At 66.2% G+C, this 20006-nt stretch carries 17 protein-coding genes; 10 read left to right on the plus strand and 7 right to left on the minus strand.

Annotated features, from left to right (window positions below; all coding sequences use genetic code 11):
* Positions 1–146 precede the first annotated feature (146 nt).
* Positions 147–1088, plus strand: a complete 942-nt coding sequence (locus CAG31_RS05180; protein ID WP_085578552.1) for an AEC family transporter — start codon at positions 147–149, stop codon at positions 1086–1088.
* Positions 1089–1251: 163 nt separating this feature from the next.
* Here the strand turns inward: CAG31_RS05180 and CAG31_RS05185 are convergent, their stop codons facing one another.
* From CAG31_RS05185 to gatC, 6 genes are all read right to left on the minus strand, one after another.
* A complete protein-coding gene (locus tag CAG31_RS05185; RefSeq protein ID WP_085578554.1) occupies positions 1252–1632 on the minus strand; it encodes a carboxymuconolactone decarboxylase family protein in 381 nt (126 codons plus the stop codon).
* On the minus strand, positions 1629–2690 hold the full coding sequence (locus CAG31_RS05190) for a calcium/sodium antiporter (protein ID WP_085578556.1): 1062 nt from the start codon (positions 2688–2690) through the stop codon (positions 1629–1631). Before CAG31_RS05190 ends, CAG31_RS05185 begins: the two co-directional genes overlap by 4 nt.
* A 46-nt stretch (positions 2691–2736) precedes the next feature.
* Positions 2737–3111: a septal ring lytic transglycosylase RlpA family protein gene (locus CAG31_RS05195; protein ID WP_085578558.1), complete on the minus strand. Its 375-nt coding sequence runs from the start codon at positions 3109–3111 to the stop codon at positions 2737–2739.
* 149 nt (positions 3112–3260) lie between these two features.
* Positions 3261–4706, minus strand: a complete 1446-nt coding sequence (gene gatB, locus CAG31_RS05200; protein WP_085578560.1) for an Asp-tRNA(Asn)/Glu-tRNA(Gln) amidotransferase subunit GatB — start codon at positions 4704–4706, stop codon at positions 3261–3263.
* A gap of 10 nt (positions 4707–4716) precedes the next feature.
* A complete protein-coding gene (gene gatA, locus CAG31_RS05205; protein WP_085578562.1) occupies positions 4717–6168 on the minus strand; it encodes an Asp-tRNA(Asn)/Glu-tRNA(Gln) amidotransferase subunit GatA in 1452 nt (483 codons plus the stop codon).
* Between the two features lie 16 nt (positions 6169–6184).
* Positions 6185–6472 carry an Asp-tRNA(Asn)/Glu-tRNA(Gln) amidotransferase subunit GatC gene (gatC, locus tag CAG31_RS05210; protein ID WP_020297123.1) on the minus strand — a complete coding sequence of 96 codons (288 nt, stop codon included), beginning with the start codon at positions 6470–6472 and terminating at the stop codon, positions 6185–6187.
* Positions 6473–6683: 211 nt separating this feature from the next.
* Here gatC and mreB point away from each other — a divergent pair, with 211 nt between their 5' ends.
* The 8 genes from mreB (at position 6684) to tldD (ending at position 17945) form a co-directional block, all read left to right on the plus strand.
* Positions 6684–7721, plus strand: coding sequence for a rod shape-determining protein MreB (gene mreB / locus CAG31_RS05215; protein ID WP_002555108.1), 1038 nt, complete (start codon positions 6684–6686; stop codon positions 7719–7721).
* A gap of 141 nt (positions 7722–7862) precedes the next feature.
* Entirely contained in the window at positions 7863–9005 is a 1143-nt protein-coding gene (gene mreC / locus CAG31_RS05220; RefSeq protein ID WP_085578564.1) for a rod shape-determining protein MreC, read from the plus strand.
* On the plus strand, positions 9005–9496 hold the full coding sequence (gene mreD / locus CAG31_RS05225; RefSeq protein WP_085578566.1) for a rod shape-determining protein MreD: 492 nt from the start codon (positions 9005–9007) through the stop codon (positions 9494–9496). Before mreC ends, mreD begins: the two co-directional genes overlap by 1 nt.
* Positions 9497–9586: 90 nt before the next feature.
* Complete coding sequence (locus CAG31_RS05230) at positions 9587–10183, plus strand: nucleoside triphosphate pyrophosphatase (RefSeq protein WP_085578568.1); 597 nt, start codon at positions 9587–9589, stop codon at positions 10181–10183.
* Between the two features lie 58 nt (positions 10184–10241).
* Positions 10242–11699 (plus strand): ribonuclease G, encoded by a 1458-nt coding sequence (rng, locus tag CAG31_RS05235; protein ID WP_085578570.1) that lies wholly within the window; start codon positions 10242–10244, stop codon positions 11697–11699.
* A gap of 75 nt (positions 11700–11774) precedes the next feature.
* Positions 11775–15578: a YhdP family protein gene (locus tag CAG31_RS05240; protein ID WP_085578572.1), complete on the plus strand. Its 3804-nt coding sequence runs from the start codon at positions 11775–11777 to the stop codon at positions 15576–15578.
* A 58-nt stretch (positions 15579–15636) separates the two neighbouring features.
* The gene (locus tag CAG31_RS05245) at positions 15637–16497 is read left to right on the plus strand and encodes a carbon-nitrogen hydrolase family protein (RefSeq protein ID WP_085578574.1); all 861 of its coding nucleotides are present in this window, start codon (positions 15637–15639) and stop codon (positions 16495–16497) included.
* A gap of 5 nt (positions 16498–16502) precedes the next feature.
* A complete protein-coding gene (gene tldD, locus CAG31_RS05250; RefSeq protein WP_085578576.1) occupies positions 16503–17945 on the plus strand; it encodes a metalloprotease TldD in 1443 nt (480 codons plus the stop codon).
* A 51-nt stretch (positions 17946–17996) separates the two neighbouring features.
* Here tldD and yjgA read toward each other — a convergent pair whose 3' ends face one another.
* A complete protein-coding gene (gene yjgA, locus CAG31_RS05255) occupies positions 17997–18521 on the minus strand; it encodes a ribosome biogenesis factor YjgA (RefSeq protein WP_085578578.1) in 525 nt (174 codons plus the stop codon).
* A 108-nt stretch (positions 18522–18629) separates the two neighbouring features.
* Between yjgA and pmbA the strand changes: the two genes are divergently transcribed.
* Positions 18630–19976, plus strand: a complete 1347-nt coding sequence (gene pmbA / locus CAG31_RS05260; RefSeq protein ID WP_085578892.1) for a metalloprotease PmbA — start codon at positions 18630–18632, stop codon at positions 19974–19976.
* Positions 19977–20006: the final 30 nt, after the last annotated feature.

The raw sequence follows: 20006 nt of genomic DNA on the forward strand, positions 1-20006 counted from the left end.
CATCGCCAGCAGGCTGGCTCCTACCGTTTGTGTTCTGGCGCAAAAACGGGTGGGAGCGGGCTTGTCTGCGAAGCGGACCGACAGACGCCGGAGGACTTGTGGCTTATCATTAGCCCCCTAACGACACCCATCCAAGGTTCCCCGGCATGCTGGCCATTTTCCTCGAAACCCTGAACATCACCGCGCCGGTGTTTGCCATGCTGTTTCTGGGTGTGCTGCTCAAGCGCATCGACTGGATCAACGACAACTTCATCCACACCGCGTCGGCCCTGGTGTTCAACGTCACCATGCCGGCGCTGCTGTTTCTGGGCATCCTCCATGCCGACCTGCACGCCGCCCTGCAACCGGCGCTGCTGATCTATTTCGCCATCGCCACGCTGGCCAGCTTCGCGGCGGCCTGGGGCTGGGCGATCCTCAAGTGCCCGCGCGAGGATCGCGGCATCTACACCCAGGGGGCGTTTCGCGGCAACAACGGGGTCATCGGCCTGGCGCTGGCGGCGAGCATGTACGGCGACTACGGCATCTCCCTCGGGGCGATCCTCGCGGCGCTGGTGATCCTGTTCTACAACACCCTCTCGACCATCGTGCTGGCGGTGTACAGCCCGGTGATCAAGTCCGACCCGTGGAGCATCTGCAAAAGCGTGGTCAGCAACCCGCTGATCATCAGCGTGATCGCGGCGGCGCCGTTCGCCTACTTCAAGATTGCCTTGCCCGGCTGGCTGGAGACCTCCGGCCAGTACCTGGCGCAGACCACCTTGCCGCTGGCGCTGATCTGCATCGGCGGCACGCTGTCGCTGGCGGCGCTGCGCAAGAGCGGCAACATGGCGCTCAGCTCCAGCCTGGTGAAGATGGTCGGCCTGCCGGTGCTGGCGACGCTCGGCGCCTGGCTGTGGGGTTTTCGCGGGGCGGAGCTGGGGATTCTGTTTCTGTACTTCGGCAGCCCCACCGCCGCAGCCAGTTTCGTCATGGCCCGGGCGGCGCAGTGCAACCATGAGCTGGCGGCGGCGATCATCGTCATGACCACCTTGATGGCGGCGGTGACCACCAACATCGGGATCTTCTTTTTGCAGTGGGGCGGGTGGATCTGACCTGCGGGTTGACGGTGTCCTCGGGGGCCTCATCGCTGGCAAGCCAGCTCCCACAGGGTTCTGCGGTGTGAATGCAATCACATTGGCAACACAAAACCCTGTGGGAGCTGCGGTGCGACGATTCGACTTGCCTGCGATGGCGCCCGATCAGGCGCCGGGAAACTCACTCAGGTTTCTGGTAAGTGTCGATCACTTCCTGCGCCGCCCGGAACGCATCGATCGCCGCCGGCACGCCGGCATACACCGCGCAGTGCAGCAGCGCCTCGCGGATTTCCTCCACGGTGCAGCCGTTGTTCAGCGCGCCGCGCACGTGGCCCTTCAGTTCCTGCGGGCACTTGAGCGCCGTCAGCGCGGCGAGGGTGATCAGGCTGCGGGTCTTGAGCGGCAGGCCTTCGCGGTTCCACACGCCGCCCCAGGCGTGTTCGTTGACGAAGTCCTGCAGCGGCTGGGTGAATTCGGTGGCGTTGCCCAGGGCGCGGTCGACGAACGCATCGCCCATCACCTGGCGGCGGATCTCTACCCCGGTCTTCTTCGAATCGGTCATGGCACATCCCTCTTGTGGTGTTGGCGGCGCCAGGCGCGCACGGACGTGAAAAACAGAAACGCCAGCAGCGTCGGCAGCACATAAAACAGCATCAACCGCTCCAGCTTGCCCGCCAGCGGCATGCCGGTGGTGAACGATAGCAAGTGCAGCCCGTAGGCCAGATAGAGGCCGAGCAGCAACAGGCCTTCGGCGCGGGTCACCCGGTAGCCGGAATAGAACACCGGCAGGCACAGCACGGCGACGCCGAGCATCACCGGCAGGTCGAAGTCCAGCGCGTTGGGCGACACCGACAGCGGCGTCGGCGACACCAGCGCGGTGAAGCCCAGCACGCCCAGCAGGTTGAACAGGTTGGCGCCGATCACGTTGCCCACGGCGATGTCGCGCTGCCCGCGCAGGGCGGCGATCAGCGAGGTGGCGAGCTCCGGCAGCGAGGTGCCGACCGCCACCACGGTCAGGCCGATGATCCGCTCGGAGAAGCCCAGGTCGGTGGCCACCGCCACGGCGGCGCCCAGCAACAGGCGCCCGGCGAACACCAGCAGGGTCAGGCCGCCGACGATCATCAGCACGCTGACGGCCCATGAGGCCTGCGGATCCTGCGGGTGTTCGGCGTGCGGTCGCGCCGAGTGCCGCGACTGGCGCTTGAGCAGGCCGAGGTACAGCGCCAGGGCGCCTAGCAGCACGAGGCCGTCGATGTGCCCCAGTTCCTTGTTCCAGGCCAGCGCGAACACCAGCAGGCTGGCGCCGATCATCAGCGGGATGTCCAGGCGCACCAGTTGCCGCGACACCCGCAACGGGATGATCAGCGCCGACAGGCCCAGGGTGACGAGGATGTTGAAGATGCTGCCGCCGACCACGCTGCCGACGGCGATGTCGGGGTTGTGCGTCAGCGCGGCCTGCAGGCTGACCGCCATCTGCGGAGCGCTGCTGCCGAGGGCGACGAGGGTCAGGCCGATGATCAGCGGGCGCACGTGCAGGCGCGTGGCCAGGCGGACGGCGGCGCGCACCATCAGTTCGGCGCCGGCGATCAGCAGGATCAGTCCGCTGAGCAGTTCGATCACGCTGATCAGGGGCAGCTCGGCTAAGGCGAAAATGGTCGGCGCTCCATCAGTCTTCGAGGGCCTGCACCCGTACCCGGGCGGTGCCGCTGCCGATCATGCCCAGGCGCTGCGCGGCTTCGCGCGAGAGGTCGATCAGGCGCCCGCGGGTGTGCGGGCCGCGGTCGTTGATGCGCACGACGCAGGATCTGTCGTTTTTCAGGTTGGTGACCTTCACCCGCGTGCCGAACGGCAACTGGCGGTGGGCGGCGGTCAAGGCATTCTGGTTGAACGGCTCACCGCTGGCGGTGCGTTTGCCGTGGTGCTTGGCGCCGTAATAGGAGGCGACGCCGGTCTGGTCGTACCCGTGCGGGTCGATGGTGCCGGAGCTGGCGCAACCGGCCAGCAGGGAAAGCAGGGCGCAACTCAAGAGCAGGCGCTTCATTCGAAGGGTTCCCGAAAACAGTTGCGGGAGCCCGCCTGCCGGCGATTGCGCAACGACAGACAACCGGTGGCTGAATGTCAGACCGTCATCGCCAGCAGGCGGGCTCCCACAGGGATTGGAGCCTAGATTGGAATCCGGCTCCATTGTGGTCAGCCTTCGAGCTTGCTTTTGAGCAGTTCGTTCACTTGCTGCGGGTTGGCCTTGCCCTTGGACGCCTTCATGGCCTGGCCGACGAAGAAGCCGAACATCTTGCCGCGCTTGGCTTCGTCCGCCGCACGGTACTGCTCGACCTGCTCGGCGTTGGCGGCGAGCATTTCGTCCAGCACCGCGGAGATCGCGCCGGTGTCGGTCACTTGCTTGAGGCCGCGCTTGTCGATGATCTCGTCCGCGCTGCCTTCACCGTTGGCCATCGCCTCGAACACCACCTTGGCGATCTTGCCGGAGATGGTGTTGTCCTTGATGCGCTGCAGCATGCCGCCCAGCAGCTCGGCCGAGACCGGCGACTGCTCGATGTCCAGGCCTTGCTTGTTGAGCAGGCTGCCCAGCTCGACCATCACCCAGTTCGCCGCCAGCTTGGCGTCGCCGCTGATGCCCGCGACCTGTTCGAAGTAGTCCGCCTGCTCGCGGCTGGTGGCCAGCACGTTGGCGTCGTAGGCCGACAGGCCGAACTGGCTCTGGAAGCGCTCGCGCTTCTGCGGCGGCAGTTCCGGCAGGGTGGCGCGCACCTCGTCCAGGTAGGCTTGCTCGATGACCACCGGCAGCAGGTCCGGATCGGGGAAGTAACGGTAGTCGTTGGCTTCCTCCTTGCTGCGCATCGGACGGGTCTCGTCCTTGTTCGGGTCGTAGAGGCGGGTCTGTTGGATCACCTTGCCGCCGTCTTCGATCAGGTCGATCTGGCGCTGGATCTCGGAGTTGATCGCCTTCTCGATGAAGCGGAACGAGTTGACGTTCTTGATCTCGCAGCGGGTGCCGAACTCGGCCTGGCCTTTGGGGCGGATCGACACGTTGCAGTCGCAGCGCAGCGAGCCTTCGGCCATGTTGCCGTCGCAGATGCCCAGGTAGCGCACCAGCGCGTGGATCGCCTTGACGTAGGCCACGGCTTCCTTGGCGCTGCGCATGTCCGGCTCGGAGACGATCTCCAGCAGCGGCGTGCCGGCGCGGTTCAGGTCGATGCCGGTGGCGCCGCCGAACTCTTCGTGCAGGCTCTTGCCGGCGTCTTCCTCAAGGTGGGCGCGGGTGATGCCGACGCGCTTGACCGTGCCGTCCTCCAGGGCGATGTCCAGGTGGCCCTTGCCGACGATCGGCAGGTCCATCTGGCTGATCTGGTAGCCCTTGGGCAGGTCCGGATAGAAGTAGTTCTTGCGGGCGAACACGTTGTGCCGGCCGATCTCGGCGTCGATCGCCTGGCCGAACATCACGGCCATGCGCACGGCTTCCTGGTTGAGCACCGGCAGCACGCCGGGCATGCCCAGGTCGATCAGGCTGGCCTGGGTGTTCGGTTCGGAACCGAAGGTGGTGGAACTACCGGAAAAGATTTTCGACCGGGTGGTGAGCTGGGTGTGAATCTCCAGCCCGATCACGACTTCCCATTGCATGTGCGTCTCCTCAGAAGCCGGTTGGGGTGCGGGTGTGCCAGTCAGTGTTGAGCTGATACTGGTGGGCGACGTTCAACAGGCGACCTTCCTGGAAGTACGGAGCGAGCAACTGCACGCCGACCGGCAGGCCGTCGGCGAAACCGGCCGGCATCGACAGGCCCGGCAGGCCTGCCAGGTTGGCGGTGATGGTGTAGAAGTCTTCCAGGTAGGCGGCGACCGGATCGTTGTTCTTGGCGCCGAGCTTCCAGGCCGGGTTCGGCGTGGTCGGGCCGAGGATGATGTCGACTTCATTGAACGCGGCCATGAAATCGTTCTTCACCAGGCGGCGGATCTTCTGCGCCTTCAGGTAGTAGGCGTCGTAGTAGCCGGCGGACAGCGCGTAGGCGCCGACCATGATCCGGCGCTGCACTTCCGCGCCGAAGCCTTCGCCGCGGGAGCGCTTGTACAGGTCTTCCAGGTTCTTCGGGGCTTCGCAGCGGTGGCCGAAGCGCACGCCGTCGAAGCGCGACAGGTTGGAGGAGGCTTCGGCCGGGGCGATCACGTAGTACGCCGGAATCGCGTGCTGCATGTTCGGCAGGCTGATTTCCTTGATCACGGCACCGAGCTTCTGCAGCTGCTGGATGCTGTTCTGGATCAGTTCGGCGATGCGCGGATCGAGGCCGGCGCCGAAGTATTCCTTCGGCACGCCGATGCGCAGGCCCTGCAGCGAGCCGTTGAGGCCGGCGGTGTAGTCCGGCACCGGCTCATCGATGCTGGTGGAGTCGTTCGGGTCGAACCCGGCCATGCCCTGCAGCAGGATCGCGCAGTCTTCGGCGGTGCGGGCCAGCGGGCCGCCCTGGTCGAGGCTCGACGCGTAGGCGATCATGCCCCAGCGCGAAACGCGGCCGTAGGTCGGCTTCAGGCCGGTCAGGTTGGTGAACGCGGCAGGCTGGCGGATCGAGCCGCCGGTGTCGGTGGCGGTGGCGGCCGGCAGCAGGCGCGCGGCCACGGCGGCGGCGGAACCGCCGGACGAACCGCCCGGCACGTGTTCCAGGTTCCACGGGTTCTTCACCGGGCCGTACCAGCTCGACTCGTTGGCCGAACCCATGGCGAATTCGTCCATGTTGGTCTTGCCCAGGGTCACGGTGCCGGCGGCGGCCAGCTTGGCGACCACGGTGGCGTCGTACGGGGCCTTGAAGTTGTCGAGCATCTTCGAGCCGCAGCTGGTGCGGATGCCCTGGGTGCAGAACAGGTCCTTGTGGGCGATCGGCGCGCCGAGCAGGGCGCCGCTCTCACCGTTGGCGCGGCGGGCGTCGGCGGCTTTCGCCTGGCCCAGCGCCAGCTCTTCGGTGAGGCTGATGAAACTGTTGATCTGAGGGTCGAGCTGGGCGATGCGCGCCAGCAGGGCCTTGGTCAGCTCTTCGGAGGAAAACTTCTTGTCGGCCAGACCGCGGGCGATCTCGGCCAGAGTCATGTGATGCATTGCAGGCTCTTTCCCTTTAGTCGATGACTTTCGGAACCAGGTACAGGCCGTTTTCGACCGCTGGTGCGATGGACTGATAGGCCTCGCGGTGATTGCTTTCGGTGACGACGTCGGCGCGCAGGCGCTGGCTGGCTTCCAGCGGGTGGGCCAGCGGCTCGATGCCGTCGGTGTCGACGGCCTGCATTTCGTCGACCAGCCCCAGGATGCTGTTGAGGGCCGAGGTGATGTGCGGAAGATCGGCTTCATTGAGGCCCAGGCAGGCCAGATGAGCGATTTTTTCCACGTCGGAGCGTTCTAGCGCCATCGGGATTCTCCAGTGGAAAACAGGACGGACGGCGTCCCTGTGTTAGATTGTCGGAACACTACCGCACTTCTACGGTCATAAGGCCGCGATTGTGGGGCTTGGTGCGCAGAAAAGCGGCCAATTTAACATATTGGCGCCTTGCCCAAAATCCCTGTCGTTGTTAGAGTTTGCCGCACTTTTTTACCCACGCGTTGCCTAGGGTCCCTTTCCCATGTTCAAGAAACTGCGTGGCATGTTTTCCAGCGATCTTTCCATTGACCTGGGCACTGCCAACACCCTTATTTACGTGCGCGAGCGCGGTATCGTCCTGAACGAGCCATCGGTTGTGGCCATCCGGACACACGGTAACCAGAAAAGTGTCGTGGCTGTCGGCACCGAAGCCAAGCGCATGCTCGGCCGTACGCCGGGCAACATTGCCGCCATTCGTCCGATGAAGGACGGCGTGATCGCCGACTTCAGCGTCTGCGAAAAGATGCTGCAATACTTTATCAACAAGGTTCACGAAAACAGCTTCCTGCAGCCCAGCCCACGCGTGCTGATCTGCGTTCCGTGCAAGTCCACCCAGGTCGAGCGTCGTGCCATCCGTGAATCGGCCCTCGGCGCCGGTGCCCGCGAAGTGTTCCTGATCGAAGAGCCGATGGCTGCTGCCATCGGTGCCGGCCTGCCGGTCGAAGAGGCCCGCGGCTCGATGGTCGTCGACATCGGCGGCGGCACCACCGAGATCGCGCTGATCTCCCTGAACGGTGTGGTCTACGCCGAATCCGTCCGCGTCGGCGGCGACCGCTTCGACGAAGCGATCATCACCTACGTTCGCCGCAACTACGGCAGCCTGATCGGCGAATCCACCGCCGAGCGCATCAAGCAGGAAATCGGCACCGCCTATCCGGGCGGCGAAGTCCGTGAAGTCGACGTCCGCGGCCGTAACCTGGCCGAAGGCGTTCCACGCGCATTCACCCTGAACTCCAACGAAGTGCTGGAGGCTCTGCAGGAGTCGCTGGCGACCATCGTTCAGGCCGTGAAAAGCGCCCTGGAGCAATCGCCTCCGGAGCTGGCTTCCGACATCGCCGAGCGTGGCCTGGTGCTGACCGGCGGCGGCGCGCTGCTGCGAGACCTGGACAAGCTGCTGGCCCAGGAAACCGGTCTGCCGGTGATCGTCGCCGAAGACCCGCTGACCTGCGTTGCCCGTGGCGGTGGCCGTGCTTTGGAAATGATGGACAAGCACACCATGGATCTGCTCTCCAGCGAATAAGTCGCCGGGCGCAATACGTGGGTGAACGCACAGGCAGCACTTTGCAGTGCTGCCTGTCGGCGTTTATCTTCTGTCAGTTTTCATCCAGGCCGGTTTGAAGCCGTATGAATAAACAGAACATCTGTCCGGAAGGAGCGGCCTATTAAACCGCTTTTCGCCAAGGGCCCCTCATTGGGCGTGCGCCTGCTGGTGCTGGCCGTGCTGTCGGTCGCGCTGATGGTGGTCGATGCCCGCTTCAGTCTGCTCAAGCCTGCGCGCAGCCAGATGTCGCTGGTGCTGATGGACGCCTACTGGATCACCGACCTGCCCGGACGGCTCTGGGACGGTGTCGCCAGCCAGTTCGGCAGCCGCACCGAGCTGATCGCCGACAACGAAAAACTCAAGACCGAGAACCTGCTGCTGCAGGGCCGCCTGCAGAAGCTGGCCGCCCTCACCGAGCAGAACGTGCGCCTGCGCGAGTTGCTGAACTCGTCCGCGCTGGTCAACGAGAAGGTCGAGGTCGCCGAACTGATCGGCATGGACCCGAACCCGTTCACCCACCGCATCATCATCAACAAGGGCGAGCGCGACGGCGTGGTGCTCGGCCAGCCGGTGCTCGACGCCCGCGGCCTGATGGGCCAGGTGGTCGAACTGATGCCGTACACCTCCCGCGTGCTGCTGCTGACCGACTCCACCCATAGCATCCCGGTGCAGGTGAACCGCAACGGCCTGCGGGCCATCGCCAGCGGCACCGGCAACCCGGAACGCCTGGAACTGCGCCACGTGGCCGACACCGCCGACATCAAGGAAGGCGACCTGCTGGTCAGCTCCGGCCTGGGCCAGCGTTTCCCGGCCGGTTACCCGGTGGCGACGGTCAAGGAAGTGATCCACGATTCCGGCCAGCCGTTCGCCATCGTTCGTGCCGTGCCGACCGCCGCCCTGAACCGCAGCCGCTACATGCTGTTGGTGTTCAGCGACAACCGCACCGCCGAAGAGCGCGCGAACGACGCGGCCCAGGCCCAGGAAAACCTCGACGCCCTGGGCGGCGGCCCGGTGATTCCGGCGACCGTGCCCAAGCCGGTCACGGTGCCTGCCGCGACTCCGGCGGCCACGAGCCCGGCCGCTGCGGCCCCTGCTGCCGCGACCCCGGCCAAGCCTGCGGCCGGCAAGCCGCCGGCGTCCGCCCCGGCCGCCGCGAAACCGCCAGCCGCCACCGCCGCCAAGCCACCGGCAGCCCAGCCTGCTGCGCGACCGGCGGCCAAACCGCCGGCCGCTGCGCCAGCCACCACCGGGAGACAGGAATAATGGTCGGGGCTACCGCTTCCCGTAACGGCTGGATGGTCTGGCTGACGTTCTTCATCGGCATGCTGCTCAGCGTGTCGCCGTTGCCGCAGTTCATGGAAATCCTGCGCCCGCTGTGGCTGGCCCTGCTGCTGGCGTTCTGGGCGCTGGCCTTGCCGCAGAAGGTCGGCATGGTCACCGCGTTTTGCCTGGGGTTGGCCGAGGACGTGCTGTACGGCACGCTGCTGGGGCAGAATGCCTTGATCCTGACCCTGATCACGTTCCTGGTGCTGTCGTTGCAGCAGCGCCTGCGGATGTTCCCGATGTGGCAGCAAAGCCTGGTGATCCTGGTGATCTTCGGTCTCGCGCAACTGGTTCAGCTGTGGCTCAGCGCCTTGACCGGCAACCGTCAGCCGACGCTGGCGCTGGTGCTGCCGGCGTTGGTCAGCGCGTTGCTCTGGCCTTGGGTCAGCTTCGCTTTGCGTGGCTTGCGCCGCCGCTACAAAATCAATTGATCTGCCCAGGCATGCGCCCGTGACGGCGCCTTGCCTCGCCAAACGGAAATGGCATGTGCGAGGCAGGGCACCCAACAGGGAGATGTCTTGATGAAGCCGCTTTACCTCGCCTCCGGCTCACCGCGCCGGCGTGAACTGCTCACGCAGATCGGCGTGCCGTTCACCGCCGTCAGCGCGGACATCGACGAAACCCCGTCACCCCATGAAACCCCGTCCGCCTATGTCGAGCGCCTGGCCCGCGGCAAGGCCGAGGCCGGCCGCCGCGCCGTCGGCTCCCGCGACGGGGGCTGCGTGCTGGGGGCCGACACCGCCGTGGTGCTGGACGGCAAAATTCTCGGCAAACCGGTGGACGAAGCCGATGCATGCGCCATGCTGATGATGTTGTCCGGCAGGGAGCATGAAGTGCTGACGGCGATCGCCTTGGTCGAGGACGGCCGCTGCGAGTCGCGGGTGGTGCGCAGCCGGGTGCGTTTCCGCCCGATCGGCCAAGCGGAGGCCGTCGCCTACTGGGCCAGCGGCGAACCCCGGGACAAGGCCGGCGGCTACGGCATCCAGGGCCTCGGCGCGGTGTTCGTGGCGGGCCTGGACGGCAGCTATTCGGCGGTCGTCGGTTTGCCGTTGTGCGAAACCGCAGAACTGCTGGGCCATTTCGGCATACCCTGTTGGCAAACCCTGAACGCGCAGTGAGCGCCGTGCGGATCAAGATGCGGCCATTACCGTGAACACGCCTGAACGAGACCCTGCCATGAGTGAAGAGATCCTGATCAACATCACGCCGATGGAATCGCGCGTGGCGGTGGTCGAAAACGGTGTGCTGCAAGAAGTGCATGTCGAGCGCACGCAAAAACGCGGGATCGTCGGCAACATCTACAAAGGCAAGGTCGTGCGCGTGCTGCCGGGCATGCAGGCGGCGTTCGTCGATATCGGCCTGGACCGCGCCGCGTTCATCCATGCCTCGGAAATCTCCCTGCGCGAAGGGCCGGCGGTGGAAAGCATCGGCGCCCTGGTGCACGAAGGCCAGAGCCTGGTGGTGCAGGTGACCAAGGATCCCATCGGCTCGAAAGGCGCGCGCCTGACCACCCAGCTGTCGATCCCGTCGCGCTACCTGGTTTACATGCCGCGCACCGCCCATGTCGGCATTTCCCTGAAGATCGAAGACGAAGCCGAGCGCGAACGCCTCAAGCAGGTGGTCAGCGACTGCGTGGCCAAAGAGGACATCAAGGAAGCCGGCGGCTTCATCCTGCGCACCGCCGCCGAAGGCGCCGGGGCCGACGAGATCCTGATGGACATCCGTTACCTGCGCAGGCTCTGGGATCAGATCAGCGCCCAGATCAAGACCATCGGCGCGCCGAACGTGATCTACGAGGACCTCGGCCTGGCCCTGCGCACGCTGCGTGACCTGGTCAGCCCGAAGATCGAGAAGATCCGCATCGACTCCCGGGAAACCTTCCAGAAAACCACGCAGTTCGTCGCCGAACTGATGCCGGAGATCGCCGACCGCCTGGAGCATTACCCGGGCGAGCGGCCGATCTTCGACCTGTACGGCGTCGAGGACGAGATCCAGAAGGCCCTGGAGCGTAAGGTGCCGCTCAAGTCCGGCGGCTATCTGGTGGTGGATCCGGCGGAAGCCATGACCACCATCGACGTGAACACCGGGGCTTTCGTCGGCCACCGCAACCTTGAAGAGACCATCTTCAAGACCAACCTCGAAGCCGCCACCGCGATCGCCCGGCAACTGCGCCTGCGCAACCTGGGCGGGATCATCATCATCGACTTCATCGACATGGAAGACGAAGAGCACCAGCGCCAGGTGCTGCGCACCCTGGAGAAACAGCTGGAGCGCGACCACGCCAAGACCAACATCATCGGCATCACCGAACTGGGCCTGGTGCAGATGACCCGCAAGCGCACCCGCGAGAGCCTTGAGCAGGTGCTGTGCGAGCCGTGCAGCAGTTGCCAGGGGCGCGGCAAGCTGAAGACACCGGAAACCATCTGTTACGAGATTTTCCGTGAGATCCTGCGCGAGGCCCGGGCCTATCAGGCCGAGGGCTACCGCGTGCTGGCGAACCAGAAAGTGGTGGATCGGCTGCTCGACGAAGAGTCCGGCAACGTCGCCGAGCTTGAAGCGTTCATTGGCCGCACCATACGCTTTCAGGTAGAAACCATGTATTCCCAGGAACAATATGACGTGGTGCTGCTCTGATCCCCTGCGTCGCCTTTGTCCTGAAACGGCTGGCCTCAGCTTTTCGCAGTTTTTTTGCCATGGGAGCCAACTGACATGGAGCGTCTGACCCGCATTCTGGCCGCACTCACCCGCTGGGGGTTGGGCCTGTGCGCGCTGGCACTGGTGTTGATGGCGTTGTACGTCAGCCTCGGCCGGGAACTGGCGCCGCTGGTGGCCGAGTACCGCGCCGACGTCGAGCAGAAGGCCGCCGCCGCCCTCGGCATGCCGCTGCAGATCGGCGAGCTTGAAGGTGACTGGAGCGGATTCGCGCCGATCCTGCTGGCCCACGACGTGACGGTCGGCGAGGGCGCCAACACCCTGCGCCTGGACCGGGTGCGTGCGGTGCCGGACCTGTGGGCCAGCCTGTTGGCCCGGGAAGTGCGCATCGCCCACCTCGAACTCAACGGCCTGAAGATCAGCCTCAAGGAAGGCGAAGACGGCCAATGGGCACTGGAAGGGTTGCCGGTCAAGCAGGACCGGCCGCTGGATCCGCAGCAGCTGTTCGACCGCATGCAGATCGTGCAGCAACTGTCCGTGCTCGACAGCCAGGTGACCTTGCAGCCGCTCGATCATGCGCCGCTGACCTTCACCTACGTCGGCCTCAACCTCAAGACCGGCGCCGTCCGCCAGCGGCTGGACGTGCGTCTGACCCTGCCCGACGGCCAGCCGGTGGCCACCAGCCTGCGTACGCGGATCCGCGCCGGCCAGTGGCAGGACAGCGCCGTGGAAGGCTACCTGAGCCTGCCGCAGAGCGACTGGGCCAAATGGCTGCCCGAGCGCCTGACCCAGCAGTGGAACTTCTCCGAGATCAAGGCCGGCGGCGAACTGTGGGTCGACTGGCGCGAAGGCACGCTGCAGAGCGCCGCCCTGCGTCTGAACGCGCCGCAGCTGACCGGCGCCTATGCCGAGCGCAAGCCGATCCGGATCGACAACCTGGCCCTCAACGCTTACTACGAGCGCAACCGCGACGGCGCCACCGTCACCCTCGATTCCCTGGCGATGAACTTCGGCGAGACCCGCTGGGAATCCCGGGTGCAGATCAAGCAGACCGCCGCCAGCGACGAGGCCGAAGAGCTGTGGCACCTGCAGGCCGACCGGATCGACCTGACGCCGATCACGCCGTTGCTCAATGCCTTGGGGCCGTTGCCGCAAGGGTTCGCCACGGTGGTCGAGCGCCTGAAGGTGACCGGCGGACTGCGCAACGTGCTGCTGGATGTGCGCCCCAACGCCACCGACGACTCACGGTTCAGCTTCGCCGCCAACCTCGACCGGGTCGGCTTCGACGCCTACCACGGCGCCCCGGCGGCGCGGAACGTCAGCGGCAGCCTCAGCGGCAACTTGGGCGGCGGCGAGCTGCGGATGGACAGCAAGGACTTTGTCCTGCACCTGGACCCGATCTTCGCCAAGCCGTGGCAGTATATCCAGGCCAATGCCCGCTTGACCTGGAAGCTCGACAAGGAAGGCTTCACCCTGATCGCGCCGTACCTGAAGGTGCTCGGCGAAGAGGGCAAGATCGCCGGCGACTTCCTGATCCGCCTGCATTTCGACCACGACCAGGAAGACTACATGGACTTGCGCGTCGGCCTGGTGGACGGCGACGGACGCTACACCGCCAAGTACCTGCCGCAGGTCCTGAACCCCGCCGTCGACGAATGGCTGCGCACCGCGATCCTCAAGGGTGCGGTGGACCAGGGCTTCTTCCAGTACCAAGGTTCGCTGAACAAGGGCGCGGCCGACGCGGACCGCAGCATCAGCCTGTTCTTCAAGGTGCATGACGCCGAACTCGCGTTCCAGCCGGGCTGGCCCCATGTGAGCAAGGTCAACGGCGACGTGTTCATCGAAGACAGCGGCATCCGGATCGTGGCGCAGAAGGGCCAGTTGCTCGACACCCAGGTCAGCGACGTGTTCGTCAACATACCCCACGCGCCGGAAGGCGAACACAGCCATTTGCTCCTCGACGGCGCGTTCGCCGGCGGACTGGGCGACGGTCTGAAGATCCTTCAGGAAGCGCCGATCGGCACCGCCGAGACCTTCGCGGGATGGGAGGGCGAGGGCGAACTGACCGGCAAGCTGAAGCTGGACGTGCCGCTGGACAAGGGCGATGCGCCGAAGATCCTCGTCGACTTCAAGCCGGCCAACGCGCGGCTGAAGCTGGCCGAGCCCAAGCTTGAGCTGACCCAGCTCAAGGGCGATTTCCGGTTCGACAGCGCCAAGGGCCTGAGCGGGCAGAACATCGCGGCACGGGCGTTCGACAAACCGGTGACCGCGCAGATCTTCGCCGACGGCGGCCCGGGCCGGCTCAAGACCCGCGTGGCCGCCTCCGGACAGGTCGAGGTGAAGAAACTCACCGACTGGCTCGGCGTGACCCAGCCGCTGCCGGTGTCCGGCACGGTTCCCTATCAGTTGCAGGTGAACCTGGACGGCGCCGACAGCCAGTTGATGGTCAGCTCCAGCCTCAAGGGCGTGGCGGTGGATCTGCCGGCGCCGTTCGGCCTGCCGGCCAGCACCGGACGCGACACGGTGTTCCGCATGACCCTGCAAGGGCCGGAGCGGCGCTACTGGGTCAATTACGATCAGTTGGCCAATTTCACCTTCGCGGCGCCGCCGGGCAATTTCGCCGACGGCCGCGGTGAACTGTTCCTCGGCGCGGGCGAGGCGGTGCTGCCCGGCGGCAAGGGCCTGCGGGTGCGCGGCGTGCTGTCGGAGCTGGACGTCAAGCCGTGGCAGGACCTGGTGGACAAGTACGCCGGCAAGGATCCGGGCGGCAGCGCCAGGCAACTGCTGAGCAGCGCCGACTTCAAGGTCGACAGGCTCACGGCGTTCGGCACCACGCTGGATCAGGCGTCGGTGCAGCTCAATCGCAAGGCGGGCGCCTGGGCGCTGGCGCTGGACAGCCGGCAGGCCAAGGGCACGGTCGCGATTCCCGACGCCAACGGCGCGCCGATCGCGGTGAACCTGCAATACGTGCGCCTGCCGGCGCCGGATCCGGCGGTGCAGGCTGACGAGAACGCGCCCGATCCTCTGGCCTCGGTCGATCCGAGCAAGATTCCGGCGCTGGACATCACCGTCAACCAGCTGTTCCAGGGCCAGGACCTGGTGGGCGGCTGGTCGCTCAAAGTGCGGCCGACCGCCAAGGGCATCGCCCTGAGCAACCTGGACCTGGGCCTCAAGGGCATCCTGCTGCAGGGCAGCGGCGGCTGGGAAGGCACGCCGGGCAACACGAACAGTTGGTACAAGGGCCGGATCGGCGGCAAAAACCTCGCCGACGTGCTCAAGGGCTGGGGGTTCGCGCCGAGCGTGACCAGCGAAGAGTTCCACATGGACGTCGACGGCCGCTGGCCGGGTTCGCCGGCGTGGCTGGCGACCAAGCGCTTCTCCGGCACCCTCGATGCGTCGCTGAACAAGGGCCAGTTCGTCGAGGTGGAAGGGGGCGCCCAGGCGCTGCGGGTGTTCGGCCTGCTCAACTTCAACTCCATCGGCCGGCGCCTGCGCCTGGACTTCTCCGACCTGTTCGGCAAAGGCCTGAGCTATGACCGGGTCAAGGGCCTGCTGGTGGCGACCAACGGCGTCTACGTGACCCGCGAACCGATCCTGCTGACCGGGCCGTCGAGCAACATTGAGCTCAACGGCACCCTGGACCTGGTCGGCGACCAGGTGGACGCCCGGCTGCTGGTGACCTTGCCGGTGACCAACAACCTGCCGATCGCGGCGCTGATCGTGGGGGCGCCGGCGGTCGGCGGTGCGCTGTTTCTGATCGACAAGCTGATCGGCGACCGCGTGGCGCGGTTCGCCAGCGTCAAGTACACGGTCAAGGGGCCGTGGAAAGAGCCGAAAATCACCTTCGACAAGCCCTTTTGAACAGCCAGGCCCGGCACCGATGGAGTAGCATGGCCGCAAACCTCTTGCGGAGTGCGCCATGTCTTTAGCGGTGATTCAAATGGTCAGCCAGAGCGATGTGCCGGCCAACCTGCGCGATGCCCGGCGCCTGCTTGAGCAGGCGGCCGAAGCGGGCGCGAAGCTGGCGGTGCTGCCGGAGAACTTCGCCGCCATGGGCCGTCGCGACATCGCCGACATCGGCCGTGCCGAAGCGCTGGGCGAGGGGCCGATCCTGCCGTGGTTGAAACAGACCGCGCGCGACCTCAGGTTATGGATCGTGGCCGGCACGTTGCCGCTGCCACCGGTGGGCCAGCCTGCGGCGAAGTCCCATGCCTGCTCGCTGTTGGTCGATGACCAGGGCGAAATCGTTGCGCGGTACGACAAGCTGCACCTGTTCGATGTCGATGTGGCGGACAATCGCGGCCGTTACCGCGAATCCGATGACTATGCTTATGGCAGCGGCGTGGTGGTGGCGGACACGCCGGTGGGCCGGCTGGGGCTGACGGTGTGCTACGACCTGCGCTTCCCGGAGCTCTACAGCGAACTGCGGGCCGCCGGCGCCGAGCTGATCACCGCGCCGTCGGCCTTCACGGCGGTGACCGGCGCCGCGCACTGGGATGTGCTGATCCGCGCACGGGCCATCGAGACCCAGTGCTATGTGCTGGCGGCGGCCCAGGGCGGGATGCATCCGGGCCCGCGCGAGACTTTCGGCCACGCAGCCATCATCGACCCTTGGGGCCGCGTGCTGGCGCAACAGGACACCGGCGAGGCCGTGCTGCTGGCCGAGCGCGACAGCAGCGAACAGGCGTCCATCCGGGCGCGGATGCCGGTGGCCACTCACCGGCGGTTTTTCTCGCAGGGCGCGCAGCGGCCTGCCTCAGAACACGAATTTAAGGCGTAGAACCTATGAGCGAGTTGTTGTCCTCAGTCAGTGACCACCTGTTGGTGCCCGGCGGCGTGACCATCGAGAGCCTGCAAGGCGTGCTCGGTGACCTGGCCGGCCCCGGCATCGATGCCGCCGACCTGTACTTCCAGGGGCAGATTTCCGAGTCCTGGTCGCTGGAAGACGGCATCGTCAAGGAAGGCAGCTTCAACCTCGACCAGGGCGTCGGCGTACGGGCGCAGTCCGGCGAGAAGACCGGCTTCGCCTACAGCAACGCCATCACCCTGGAAGCGCTGGGCGCGGCGGCCCGTGCGGCCCGCTCGATCTCCCGCGCCGGTCAGGACGGCAAGGTGCAGGCGTTCACCACCCAGGACGTCGCGCAGCTGTACGCGCCGGACAATCCGCTGGAAGTGCTGAGCCGCGCCGAGAAGGTCGACCTGCTCAAGCGCATCGACGTCGCCACCCGCGCCCTCGACCCGCGCATCCAGCAGGTCAGCGTGAGCATGGCCGGCGTCTGGGAGCGGATCCTGGTGGCGTCCACCGACGGCGGGCTGGCGGCGGACGTGCGGCCGCTGGTGCGCTTCAACGTCAGCGTGATCGTCGAGCAGAACGGTCGCCGCGAACGCGGTGGCCATGGCGGCGGCGGGCGTACCGACTACCGCTATTTCCTCGCCGAAGACCGTGCCATGGGCTACGCCCGTGAGGCCCTGCGCCAGGCGCTGGTCAACCTGGAAGCGATTCCGGCGCCGGCCGGCACGTTGCCGGTGGTGTTGGGTTCGGGCTGGTCCGGCGTGCTGCTGCACGAAGCGGTCGGCCATGGCCTGGAAGGCGACTTCAACCGCAAGGGCAGTTCGGCCTACAGCGGCCGGATGGGCGAAATGGTCGCCTCCAAACTCTGCACCATCGTCGATGACGGCACCTTGAGCGGTCGCCGCGGTTCCCTGAGCGTCGACGACGAAGGCACCCCGACCGAGTGCACCACCCTGATCGAGAACGGCGTGCTCAAGGGCTACATGCAGGACAAGCTCAACGCCCGCCTGATGGGCGTGGCCCGTACCGGCAACGGCCGGCGCGAGTCCTACGCGCACCTGCCGATGCCGCGGATGACCAACACCTACATGCTGGGCGGCGAAAGCGATCCGGCGGAAATCATCGCCTCGGTGAAGAAGGGCATCTACTGCGCCAACCTCGGCGGCGGCCAGGTAGACATCACCAGCGGCAAGTTCGTGTTCTCCACCAGCGAGGCGTACCTGATCGAGGACGGCAAGATCACCGCACCGGTCAAGGGCGCCACCCTGATCGGCAACGGCCCGGAGGCCATGAGCCGGGTGTCGATGGTCGGCAACGACCTGGCGCTGGACAGCGGCGTGGGCACCTGCGGCAAGGACGGGCAATCGGTGCCGGTGGGCGTGGGCCAGCCGACGCTGAAGATCGACGCGATCACCGTGGGCGGCACAGGCGCATAAGAAGGGATGGAGCGACGGGTGGCGCCTTGGGCGGCCACCCGGTGACGATGATCAACGCAGGCCGCGTTGGGTCTCGTCCAGCTCTCGGATGTACTTGAAGATTTTACGGCTGGAGGCCGGCGGCTTGTTGCGCGCCACCTCGTGCTGGGCCTGACGGATCAGGGAGCGCAGTTGCTGACGGTCGGTCTCCGGGTATTCGGCGACGAACTTCTCCAGCACCGCGTCGTCACCGCCGATCAGGCGGTCGCGCCAGCGTTCGAGGTTGTGGAAACGCTCGTTGTACTGGCGGGTGGAGGCGTCGAGCTGGTCGAGCAGCACCAGGATGGCGTCGGTGTCCTGGTCGCGCATCAGCTTGCCGATGAACTGCAGGTGCCGTTTGCGTGCGATGTGCGCCACGTGCTTGGGCGCATCGGCCAGGGCCCGGCGCAACGGGTCGGTCAACGGCAGTTTGGCCAGCAAGTCGGGCTTGAGGGTCGTGAGGCGCTCGCCGAGGTCAACCAGAGCATGCAGCTCGCGTTTGACCTGGGATTTGCTTTTTTCTCCCGTATCGAGGGAGTCGTCGTAAGAATCAACCATGGTGGCAGTCCGCAAAGAAACGCCGCCATGATAACCAGTCGGGGGCCGCTTGTCCGGCCCGGTCGCTCGATGGCCCCAGCCGAAAGCAGAATTTGAGTGGAGATGAGCATGAGTGCAGTTGAAAGCGTCGGCCCGCAGGCATTGCCGGCCCTGCAGGAACAGGTCGAGCAGATCATCGCCGAAGCCAAGCGCCAAGGGGCCAGCGCCTGCGAAGTGGCGGTGTCGCTTGAGCAGGGGCTGTCGACGTCGGTGCGTCAGCGCGAAGTCGAGACGGTCGAGTTCAACCGCGACCAAGGCTTCGGCATCACCTTGTATGTCGGCCAGCGCAAAGGTTCGGCCAGCACCTCGGCGACCGGGCCTGACGCGATCCGCGAAACCGTCGCCGCCGCGCTGGCCATCGCCAAGCACACCTCCGAGGACGAAGCCTCCGGCCTGGCCGACGCCGCGCTGATGGCCAGGGACGTCCAGGATTTCGACCTGTTCCACGCCTGGGACATCACCCCCGAGCAGGCCATCGAGAAAGCCTTGATCTGCGAGGCGGCGGCGTTCGACGCCGATGCGCGGATCAGGAACGCCGACGGCACGACGCTGAGCACCCATCAGGGCTGCCGCGTCTACGGCAACAGCCACGGCTTCGTCGGCGGCTACGCCTCGACCCGGCACAGCCTCAGCTGTGTGATGATCGCCGAGGCCGACGGCCAGATGCAGCGCGACTACTGGTATGACGTGAACCGTCAGGGCAACTTGCTGGCGGATCCGGTGAGCATCGGCCAGCGGGCCGCGCAGCGGGCGGCGAGCCGTCTGGGCGCACGTCCCGTGCCGACCTGCGAAGTGCCGGTGCTGTTTTCGGCAGAACTGGCTGGCGGCCTGTTCGGCAGTTTCCTGTCGGCGGTGTCCGGCGGCAGCCTGTACCGCAAGGCGTCGTTCCTTGAAGGCACGCTGGGGCAGCAGCTGTTTCCGGAATGGCTGACCATCGATGAGCGCCCGCACCTGATGCGCGCCATGGGCAGCGCGGCCTACGACGGCGACGGTCTGGCGACCTACGCCAAGCCGTTCGTCGAAAAGGGTGAGCTGGTGTCGTACATCCTCGGCACCTATTCCGGCCGCAAGCTCGGCATGCCGAGCACCGCCAACGCCGGCGGCGTGCACAACCTGTTCGTCACCCATGGCGACGAGGATCAGGCGGCGCTGCTGCGGCGCATGGGCCGGGGCCTGCTGGTCACCGAACTGATGGGCCACGGCCTGAACATGGTCACCGGCGACTACTCGCGCGGAGCGGCGGGGTACTGGGTCGAGAACGGCGAAATCCAGTTCGCGGTGCAGGAAGTGACCATCGCCGGCAACCTGCGCGACATGTTCAAGCAGATTGTCGCGGTGGGCAACGATCTGGAACTTCGCAGCAATATCCGCACAGGATCGGTGCTGATCGAGCGGATGACCGTCGCGGGCAGCTAAGCCCGACCGTTGCGCAGAAAGGCGCGCCAC

Origin of the sequence: Pseudomonas sp. R25(2017) (assembly GCF_002112565.1) — a bacterium.
GTDB lineage: Bacteria > Pseudomonadota > Gammaproteobacteria > Pseudomonadales > Pseudomonadaceae > Aquipseudomonas > Aquipseudomonas ekonensis.